This window comes from Mesorhizobium sp. M8A.F.Ca.ET.021.01.1.1 (assembly GCF_003998025.1).
Taxonomy (GTDB): domain Bacteria; phylum Pseudomonadota; class Alphaproteobacteria; order Rhizobiales; family Rhizobiaceae; genus Mesorhizobium.
In genome coordinates this window covers 1-10,032 of record NZ_RZSJ01000185.1, presented here as the reverse complement: position 1 = coordinate 10,032, position 10,032 = coordinate 1, and the positions used below count along the sequence as shown (strand labels likewise).

Genomic DNA, 10,032 nt, shown 5'->3' with positions numbered 1-10,032 from the left:
GGATGGATCTCAATGCTCACCCACGCGCTGATCGGCGACGAAGGCAGAACAATCGAACTTGGCTGGACAGACGGGAGGCGCACCCGCTTTCACGCCATCTGGCTGCGCGACAATGCGCTCGACGACAAGACGCGCAGCGCCGGCAATGGCCAGCGGCTCGTCACCATCCTCGACATTTCCGCTGGCACGAGAATTGGCGCTGCTTCCATCAAGGCCGGGGCGCTGGAAATCAGCTTCGAACCGGAGGGAAAGTTGGTCAGTTTTCCCGCCCAATGGCTGCGTGCAAACGCCTATGATCGCGTCGAGACACGCCAGCCCGGCTGGACGGGCGACATCATCCAGCGCTGGACCAAGGCGACGATGCAGAACTGCGTGCCGCGCGCCAGCTACAAGGCGGCCTTCCATGACCGCAGCGTGCTGCGCGAATGGCTTTCGGCGGTGAGGACTTATGGCTTTGCGGTGATGAATGGGCTGCCGGCCGAATCCGGAGCGCTGTGCAAGGTGTCCGACCTGTTCGGCTATATCAGGGAGACCAATTACGGGCGCTGGTTCGAAGTGCGCGCCGAGGTCAATCCGAACAATCTCGCCTACACCAATCTGGGCCTGCAGGCGCATACCGACAATCCCTATCGCGATCCGGTGCCGACACTGCAGATCCTGTCCTGCATCGAGAACACGGTGGAGGGCGGCGAATCGAGCGTCGTCGACGGTTTTGCCGTCGCCGCAGCCCTGCAGGCGGAAAACCCCGAAGGTTTTCGGCTGTTGAGCTCCCATGCGGCGCGGTTCGAATATGCAGGGTCATCGGGCGTGCGGCTGCAGTCCAAACGGCCGATGATCGAGCTTGGCCCCGACGGCGAACTGATCTGCATCCGCTTCAACAACCGCTCGCTGGCGCCGACCGTCGATGTGCCGTTCGCCGACATGGATCGCTACTATGGCGCCTACCGCCGCTTCGCCGAACTGATCGAGGATCCATCCTTCGAAGTGACCTTCAAGCTTGAGCCCGGCCAGGCCTTCATCGTCGACAACACCCGCGTCATGCATGCCCGCAAGGCGTTCTCCGGCACCGGCAAGCGCTGGCTGCAGGGATGCTATGCGGACAAGGACGGCCTGTTGTCGACGCTCGCGGCGATTGAACACGGCTTCAAGGAGGCCGCGGAATGAGCGGCCAGGATCTGAACGCGGACACCATCGTCGAGTTCATCGCCGACATTTTCGAGCGCCGGGGCGCCGAATCCTATCTCGGCGAGCCGGTTACGATGTCCGAGCACATGCTGCAGGGTGCTTGGTTGGCGGAGCAGGATGGAGCGCCCGAGGTGCTGGTGGCGGCCGCGCTGCTGCATGACATCGGCCACTACACCAGCGAGTTCGGCACCTATTCGCCCGACGATGTCGAGGACAAGCACCATGACGAGGCCGGCGGCGAGGTGCTGGCGCCGTTCTTCCCACCGGTCATCGTCGAATGCGTCCGGCTGCACGTCGCCGCCAAGCGCTATCTCTGCGCCACGGACCCGACCTATTTCTCCAGGCTGTCGCCGGCTTCGGTTCATACGCTGTCGCTACAGGGCGGACCGATGAGTGCCGAGGAGGTCGCCGAGTTCCGCGAGAACCCGTTCCATGAGGAAGCGGTGCGGGTTCGCATCTGGGACGAGGGCGGCAAGGTCGCCAATATGCGGACGCGGGCGTTTCGCGACTATGTGCCGTTGCTGCAGCGCGTCGTGCACGACTTCGCCAATCGGCCCTGACGCAACCAATCACGGGGAAGAGACAGCCCATGTGTTTCTGCTTCGACGGCGAAAACGCGGTGGCCGCATACCGGATGGAGACCTGCCGCGAGCGTTTGGCCGGCGAGGGCGTTTTCACGCCATCGCCGACCACCCCAAGCGGCGAGCCCGGCGGGCGCGCCGCCGCCGGTCGATGTCCCGAAGCCGGGCAGTCCCGCCTTGATGCGAGGGAAGCCGACTAGCCCTTGTGATGGACCTCCTGGAGCCCGTAGACCGGGGTCGGCAAGCCAACCTGCCGGGCTTTCAGCTGCAGCGCCAGATATTGCGAATAGTGGCGCGACTGATGGAGGTTGCCACCATGGAACCACAGCGCCTCTTGCTGGGTCGGCTTCCACATGTTGCGCTGCTCGCCTTCCCAGGGGCCGGGGTCCTTGGCGGTGTCGGAGCCAAGGCCCCAGACCTTGCCGACCTTGTCCGCCACCTCCTGAGAGATGAGGTCCGCCGCCCAGCCGTTCATCGAGCCGTAGCCGGTGGCATAGATTACGAGATCTGCGGGCAATTCGGTTCCATCGGCGAATTTGACACCGGTTCGCGTCAACTCTTCCACCGCGGCGCCTGGTCCGCTCTTGAGCTTGATCGAACCGTCGATGACGAGGTCGCAGGCGCCGACATCGATGTAGTATCCCGAACCGCGGCGCAGGTATTTCATGAAGAGGCCCGAGCCGTCATCGCCCCAGTCGAGCAGGAAGCCGGCCTTTTCCAGGTCCGCGTAGAACTTGGCGTCGCGTTCCTTCATCTGCTGGTAAAGCGGGATCTGGAATTCGTGCAGGATGCGGTAGGGCAGGGAGGCGAAGATCAGGTCGGCCTTGCGTGTCGTCATGCCGTTCTCGACCGCCTGCTCCGAATAGAGCGAGCCCAACCCGATATCCATCAGCGTGTCGGACTTGACGATGTGCGTGGAGGAACGCTGCACCATGGTGACGTCCGCGCCACCCTCCCACAGAGCGGCGCAGATGTCGTGGGCGGAGTTGCTGGAGCCGATGACCACGACCTTCTTGCCGCGGTATTTGTCCGGGCCGGGATGGGTCGAGGAATGCTGCTGCTCGCCCTTGAAGATGTCCTGGCCCTTGTATTTCGGCCAGTTCGCCTTGCCGGACATGCCGGTGGCCAGCACCAATTGCTTGGGCTTGAGCACGATCTCTTCGCCGTCGCGTTCGACCACGACAGTCCACTCCTTGGCCTTCTCGTCGTATTTCGCGGATTTCGCCGACGTGGAGGACCAGTAATTCAGCTCCATCACCTTGGTGTACATCTCGAGCCAGTCGCCGATCTTGTCCTTCGGCGCGAAGACCGGCCAATTCTTGGGGAAGTCGATATAGGGCAGATGGTCGTACCAGACCGGATCGTGCAGGCAGAGCGACTTGTAGCGCTTGCGCCAGGAATCGCCCGGGCGTTCGTTCTTTTCGATGATGATGGCCGACACGCCGAGCTGGCGCAGACGTGCCCCCAGCGCAATGCCGCCCTGACCGCCGCCGATGATCACGACATAGGGCTGTCTGCTGCGGCCGAGTTCGGCGATCTCGTCGTCACGCTCCTCGCGCCAGGATTTCCTGTCCTTGCCGTGACCATGCTTGGCACCGAGCGGTCGAGTGAAGCCGGACTTCTCCTCGTGTCCCTTCAGTTCAGCCATGGTGGTGAGCAAGGTCCAGATGAAGTCGCCCTTGAAACGCACCAGGCCGAAGCCGCGCGCCGCCCTCGTCTCGAAGGTGATCCAGGCAGTGGTGACGCCGTCTGCCTCGCTCGCTTCCTCGCCTTCGGCAACCTTCCAGTCGCTCGGTCCGGTTTCAGCCAAGGTTGCCGTCAGCATGTCGCGAACCTGGTCCTGGCCCTCCATCGTCTTCAGGTTCCAGGTAAAGGTGACAAGGTCGCGCCAGTAGCAATCCGCCTGGAAACAGTTGACGGCGGCGTCGATGTCGCCGTCCGCAAGCGCCTTGCCGAACTTGTCGAGCAGCGCCTGCGCCTTCGTGGTGGGGGTTCTCTCGAGCATGTTTTCTCCTCCGGTTGTCAAATTGATCAGGACAGGTCGATCAGGATTTTCAGTTGGGTCCCGGCTGGATCGAGCAGAGCTTCGAAACCGTCGGACACCGCCTCCGCAAGACGTATGCGCCTGGTGACCACCTTGGAGGCAGGCAACTGTCCCGAACTGATGAGGCGGATGACACGCGGCCATAGATGCGTTGGATAGGCCCAGGAGCCGCGGATATCGACGTCCTTGAATGTGACCTGGAACCAGTCGAGCGGGTTCTCGTGCGGATGCAGGCCGGTTTGCACCACGACACCTTGCTTGCGCACAGCCGCGAGGCAGGCCTTCAGCGCATGCTCGTTGCCGACGCATTCGATGGCGATATTGCAACCGACGCCGCCTTCGCTCGCGGCGCGCACTGCCTCATCCACTTTGTCCCGCTTCGGATTGAGCGTCACCACGCCAGGCAGGATCGAACGCGCCATCTCCAGCCTGGTGTCGTTCAGGTCCGAGATGAACAGTTGCGTCGCGCCCGCGGCGCGCGCGGCCAGCATCGTCAGAATGCCGATCGGTCCGGCGCCGGTGATCAGCACCGAGCTCCCGGCGCTTACCCCACCACGGTCGCAGGCATAGACTGCGACCGCGGTCGGCTCGACCAATGCAGCTTCCTCATCGGACATTTCGTCTGGAATGCGCTCGACATTGTAGTCGTTGAGCAAGGCAGCTTCCGCCATGCCGCCGCCGATCCAGCTCAAACCCGCCAGGGCAAGCTTGTCGGACAGATGGTACAGGCCGCGCGCGGCATAATAGTCTCCCGAGCGCGGCATGATCAGCGGCTGCACGGCCACGCGGTCGCCGACCGAGACCGACGTCACGCCATCGCCGACGGCCTCGATCACGCCGCCGAATTCATGTCCAAGCACCTGCACACCGCTGGCGCCGGTGAACGGATGCGGCTGCGTCGGTATGAAGATCGGCCCGTAACTGTATTCATGGAGGTCAGTGCCGCAGATTCCGACAAACCTGTTGCGGAGAACAACCTGTCCCGGCCCCGGCTTTGCCGGCCTGGGAATGTCCTCGATGCGCAAATCCCTGGCTGCATGAAAGCGCAGGGCCTGCATGCTCCTCGCCGTGGCCGCGAGATTGACCGCGTTCTGTGTCATGGCTTCTCCTCCAAGTTCCATGTGGGTACCTGGAACAGGGAGCAAGCAGCATGCCAACCATGCTGCTGAGTCGGAAATCGTAATAAAATCAGCATCATCTAGCGGTTTCTGCTGTCACAGGCTGTTGCGGCGGTGTTGCGCGCGCCATGGCGCGCCACAGCCGACGCAACACTAATTGGGCGCGTCCAGCCGCAGCCGTTTCATGCGGCGATGCACCGTCGTGCGGTCGACACCCAGACGCCGCGCGGCTTCGGAGATGTTCCAGCCCGCGGCCACGAGAGCGTCCAGCAGGGCCGCACGCTCGTCCTCGGGCGACGGAGCACGCAGGGCGACCAGCCTGGCGGGCGAAGCAAGCGGCGTCAGGTATGGCAATGCGAAGTCGGGCAGGTCGGTGGGCTCGATCATCCCGCCCTCGCAAAGCGTCACCGCCAGATCGATGGCGTTTGCGAGTTCGCGGATGTTGCCGGGCCAGCGGTGACGGATCAGTGCCAGACGCGCCGCGGGCGAGAGCCTCGCCGTCCGGCCGGCGAGGTGGGCGCGCTGATCCACTAGCCGGTCCAGCAACCATTCGAAATCGGTGCGTTCGCGCAGCGCCGGCAAGGTCAGCGAGGCCGCGTTCAGCCGGTATAACAGATCCTCGCGGAAACGTCCCTCTTCGACCAGCTTGCGCAGGTCATGGTGCGAGGCCGAAATGATCTTGATGTCGACCTGTCGCGGCTCGATGGCGCCAACCGGGACCAGTTCGCGTTCGGCGATCACGCGCAGCAGCCGCGATTGCAGGGAGTAGGGCATGTCGCCGATCTCGTCGAGGAACAGCGTGCCGCCGTTCGCACCCTCGATCAGTCCCTTGCGCCCCCTGGCGGCGGCTCCGGTAAAAGCACCGGCGACATGGCCAAAGAGCTCGCTCTCGATCAGATGCTCGGGAATCGCCGCGCAGTTGATGGCGACAAACGGGCCGGGCCGCTGCGCACAATCGTGGATCGCGCGGGCGAGATACTCCTTGCCGGAGCCGGTCTCGCCATGGATCAGGATGGGAATGGTCGTGCGCGCCAGCTTGGCGGCACGCAGTTGCGTGGCGGCCATCGCCGTATCGCCGCCGGAAAGGTCGCCGATCGGCTTCGGCACCGCCTCGGCCGGCGCGCGACGTCCGGTCGTCGGCTGCGGTTCGATGGCGTGCGCGAACAGCGCGCTGCCGCTGCGGCCGAACACCAGCCGCTCCTCGGTCGGGCGGCCGCGTGTCAGGCTCGGCAGATCGTCGACGCTGACATCGAGATAGCGCGAGATAGACTGGCCGATGGGGGAGGGCGAGTGCCGCCAGTCGACGCCTCCGGCCTGCGCCAGAAGCAGCGCTCCGCCACGCGTCGTGCCAAGGATGCGGCCCGAGGCATCGAGGGCGATGGCTGCCTCGGGGTCGACGTCCAGGAATTCCGGCGAACGGGAAAACCGCAGCACCCATTCGGAGTGCATCTGTGCCATCAGATTGGCGAGCTCGATGCGCCGCGCGGAAGCCGTCACCAAATGCAACGCCAGATTCTGGCTGATTTTCGGTTGCGGGGAGCGCAGCAGGGAAATGTCGAGCACGGCGGCGAGCTCGCCATTGGTGTCGAAGATCGGCGCGGCGGTGCAGGAGAGCGGCGTGTGGGTCGTGTCGAAATGATCGGTCTGGTGGATCGTCATCGCCTCGCCGGTGACGATGCAGGAGCCGACACCGCAGGTTCCAGTGCGGCTTTCCGACCATTCGGAGCCGAGATAAAGCCCTGCCGTTCGCAACTGGTCCATGAACAGGGGATCGCCGAGGAAGTCGACGGTGACGCCCTTGGCATTTGCCAGCAGCAGCACATAGTTCTGGCCCGCCACCTGCTTGAAGAGCGTTTCCAGGCCGCTGCGGGCGATCGCGATCAGCCGCTCGGACTGTTCGCGATGTTCGCGCAACTGGGTATCGGGGACGATATAGGCTTCCGTCGGCCGGGCGGGGTCGAGCCGGTGGGTGTCGACACAGCGCAGCCAGGACTTGACCACGACATCGTCGCGCGCCGATGTCCTGCCGGACAGGACCTGCTCTATCTCCCGGATATGCTCCCGTTCACCAGCCACGCGTCCTCCTCCCAAGGCAACGTCCTAGCCTGGCATAGTGGTGCGCCGGCCGCATGGGCTCAACTGTACTATGGTAGCGCGTGGCTTTACCGCGTTATCGCGTGGCGGAGCCGATCTCACGGCTGAGTGAATTCGTGCCGTACCCCATTGACGACCCCGCGAGTTCGCCTTTATGGTCCGCCACCATGAAAACGGCACTCATTCTCGTAGGAAGGCGCGTGGGCAAGGCGGTGTAACCGCCGGGCGAAAACCTCCCATGCGCACCACACAGGCTCCCTCGGGGGCCTTTTTTATTGCCTGAAACACGACTAAACGACCAGCAAACGCCCAAATGGCGACAGTACGGGACCAGACCGATGAGCAACGGACAGAGTGAGCGGCGCGAAATGCCAAGCAGCAGGGAAATGACTGGCGCCGAAATGGTGGTGCAGGCGCTGAAGGACAATGGCGTCAAGCATGTCTTCGGCTATCCGGGCGGCGCTGTTCTCCCGATCTATGACGAGATTTTCCAGCAGGACGAGGTGGAGCACATTCTCGTGCGGCACGAGCAGGGCGCCGGCCACGCGGCCGAGGGTTATGCGCGGTCGACCGGCAAGGCCGGCGTCATGCTGGTGACATCGGGCCCCGGCGCCACCAATGCGGTGACGCCGCTGCAGGACGCGCTGATGGATTCCATTCCGCTGGTCTGCCTGACCGGCCAGGTGCCGACCTCGCTGATCGGTTCGGACGCGTTCCAGGAATGCGATACGGTCGGCATCACGCGGCCCTGCACCAAGCACAACTGGCTTGTGAAGGACGTCAACGAGCTCGCCGCGACCATCCACGAGGCCTTCCATGTCGCCACGACCGGCCGTCCCGGTCCGGTCGTGGTCGACATCCCGAAGGACGTGCAGTTCGCCAAGGGCTTTTATGTCCCGCCGCAGATCGCACCGCGCACCTCTTACCAGCCGAAGGTCCAGGGCGACCTGGAGAAGGTCAAGGCCGCGGTCGAACTGATGGCGAGCGCCAAGAAGCCGATCATCTATTCGGGCGGCGGCGTCATCAATTCCGGTCCGGAAGCGAGCCACCTGCTGCGCGAACTGGTCGACCTCACCGGTTTCCCGATCACCTCGACGCTGATGGGACTCGGCGCCTATCCGGCCTCGGGCAAGAACTGGATGGGCATGCTCGGCATGCACGGCACCTATGAAGCCAACATGGCGATGCATGATTGCGACGTGATGATCTGCATCGGCGCGCGCTTCGACGACCGCATCACCGGCCGGCTGACCGCGTTTTCGCCGAATTCGAAGAAGATTCACATCGACATCGATCCGTCCTCGATCAACAAGAACGTCCACACCGACGTGCCGATCATTGGCGATGTCGGCCGGGTGCTGGAGGATCTGGTGCGGCTGTGGCGGGCGAGCGCCAAGGCCGACAAGAAGGCGCTCTATCCCTGGTGGGAGCAGATCGCCAAATGGCGGGCGCGCGATTCACTCGCCTACAAGATGAACAACGACGTGATCATGCCGCAATACGCCATCCAGCGGCTTTACGCGCTGACCAAGGACATGGACACCTACATCACCACCGAGGTCGGCCAGCACCAGATGTGGGCGGCGCAGCACTATCATTTCGACAAGCCGAACCGCTGGATGACATCGGGTGGTCTCGGCACGATGGGCTACGGCCTGCCGGCCGCGCTCGGCGTGCAGATCGCGCATCCGAACGCGCTGGTGGTCGATATCGCCGGCGACGCCTCGGTGCAGATGACGATGCAGGAGATGAGTGCGGCGGTGCAGTATGACGCGCCAATCAAGATCTTCATCCTCAACAACCAGTATATGGGCATGGTGCGGCAGTGGCAGCAGCTGCTGCACGGCAACCGGCTGTCGCATTCCTATACCGAGGCGATGCCGGACTTCGTCAAGCTGGCCGAAGCCTATGGCGGCCACGGCATACGCTGCGACAAACCGGACGAGCTCGACGATGCGATCAAGGAGATGATCTCGGTCAGGAAGCCGGTGCTGTTCGACTGCCGCGTGGCGACACTCGCCAACTGCTTCCCGATGATCCCTTCGGGCAAGGCGCATAACGAGATGCTTTTGCCCGACGAGGCGACCGACGAGGCTGTGGCCAATGCCATCGACGCCAAGGGCAGGGAACTGGTTTAACCGCAGGCGGAAGCCGTGTTAAAACAGAGAATTAGCTCAAAAGTTTGAAATCGAGATTCACGTCATGAACGCACAGCTTCAGCCCACCGGCTCCGCCTACTTCATCGCCAAGGAAACCGAGAAGCCGGAAACGCACACGCTTTCCGTGCTGGTCGACAACGAGCCGGGCGTTCTCGCCCGGGTCATCGGCCTGTTTTCGGGGCGCGGCTACAACATCGAAAGCCTGACCGTCTCCGAGACCGAGCATGAAAAACATCTCTCGCGCATCACCATCGTGACGCGCGGCACCCCGCATGTGATGGAGCAGATCAAGCATCAGCTCGAACGCATCGTGCCGGTGCACCGCGTGGTCGATCTGACCGTGCGCTCGCACGAGCTCGGCCAGGAGCGGCCGCTGGAGCGGGAACTCGCGCTGGTCAAGGTTGCCGGCACCGGGGAGGCGCGGGTCGAGGCGCTGAGACTCGCCGACGCTTTCCGCGCCAGCGTCATCGACGCCAACACCGAGCATTTCATCTTCGAGATCACCGGCAAGGGCTCCAAGCTTGACCAGTTCATCGCCATCATGAAGCCGCTCGGCCTGGTCGAGATCTGCCGCACCGGCGTGGCGGCGATGAACCGCGGCCCGCAAGGGATGTAGACCGACGTAACCCAGCCGAATTTTCCACGAATGCAGGACTGGCGTGACCAACGGCCGGCACTGGCCTTTGTGCAGCCGCCGGAAAGAGACAAGAGTACTGACGTATCTGGGAGGATATCATGTCCCTCGACGCATTCCTCGCCCTGCTTGTCTACGCCTTGGTGACCTCGATCACGCCAGGGCCGAACAACCTCATGCTGCTGGCCTCCGGCGTCAATTTCGGCATCGCCAGGAC

At 63.6% G+C, this 10,032-nt stretch carries 7 protein-coding genes and 1 pseudogene; 5 read left to right on the top strand and 3 right to left on the bottom strand.

Annotated features, from left to right (window positions below):
• Nucleotides 1–1,164, top strand: a 1,164-nt coding sequence (locus tag EOA36_RS16380; RefSeq protein ID WP_245464377.1) for a gamma-butyrobetaine dioxygenase, incomplete at its 5' end; no start/stop codon positions are given.
• Entirely contained in the window at nt 1,161–1,745 is a 585-nt protein-coding gene (locus tag EOA36_RS16375) for an HD domain-containing protein (RefSeq protein ID WP_127278514.1), read from the top strand. The genes EOA36_RS16380 and EOA36_RS16375, both read left to right, overlap by 4 nt.
• Before the next feature lie 217 nt (nt 1,746–1,962).
• Here EOA36_RS16375 and EOA36_RS16370 read toward each other — a convergent pair whose 3' ends face one another.
• The 3 genes from EOA36_RS16370 to EOA36_RS16360 all read right to left on the bottom strand — a co-directional run bounded on the left by EOA36_RS16370 (nt 1,963) and on the right by EOA36_RS16360 (nt 7,004).
• Nucleotides 1,963–3,771, bottom strand: coding sequence for an NAD(P)/FAD-dependent oxidoreductase (locus EOA36_RS16370; RefSeq protein WP_127278513.1), 1,809 nt, complete (start codon nt 3,769–3,771; stop codon nt 1,963–1,965).
• Between the two features lie 26 nt (nt 3,772–3,797).
• Nucleotides 3,798–4,868 carry a 2,3-butanediol dehydrogenase gene (locus EOA36_RS16365; protein WP_127278515.1) on the bottom strand — a complete coding sequence of 357 codons (1,071 nt, stop codon included), beginning with the start codon at nt 4,866–4,868 and terminating at the stop codon, nt 3,798–3,800.
• Between the two features lie 213 nt (nt 4,869–5,081).
• A complete protein-coding gene (locus EOA36_RS16360; RefSeq protein ID WP_127278512.1) occupies nt 5,082–7,004 on the bottom strand; it encodes a sigma-54-dependent Fis family transcriptional regulator in 1,923 nt (640 codons plus the stop codon).
• A 356-nt stretch (nt 7,005–7,360) separates the two neighbouring features.
• Here EOA36_RS16360 and EOA36_RS16355 point away from each other — a divergent pair, with 356 nt between their 5' ends.
• The 3 genes and pseudogenes from EOA36_RS16355 to EOA36_RS38290 all read left to right on the top strand — a co-directional run.
• Nucleotides 7,361–9,160, top strand: a complete 1,800-nt coding sequence (locus tag EOA36_RS16355) for an acetolactate synthase 3 large subunit (RefSeq protein WP_127278511.1) — start codon at nt 7,361–7,363, stop codon at nt 9,158–9,160.
• 64 nt (nt 9,161–9,224) lie between these two features.
• Nucleotides 9,225–9,797, top strand: coding sequence for an acetolactate synthase small subunit (gene ilvN, locus EOA36_RS16350; RefSeq protein WP_027051201.1), 573 nt, complete (start codon nt 9,225–9,227; stop codon nt 9,795–9,797).
• Nucleotides 9,798–9,916: 119 nt separating this feature from the next.
• Nucleotides 9,917–10,032: pseudogene (locus EOA36_RS38290) on the top strand (LysE family translocator); the annotation flags it as partial.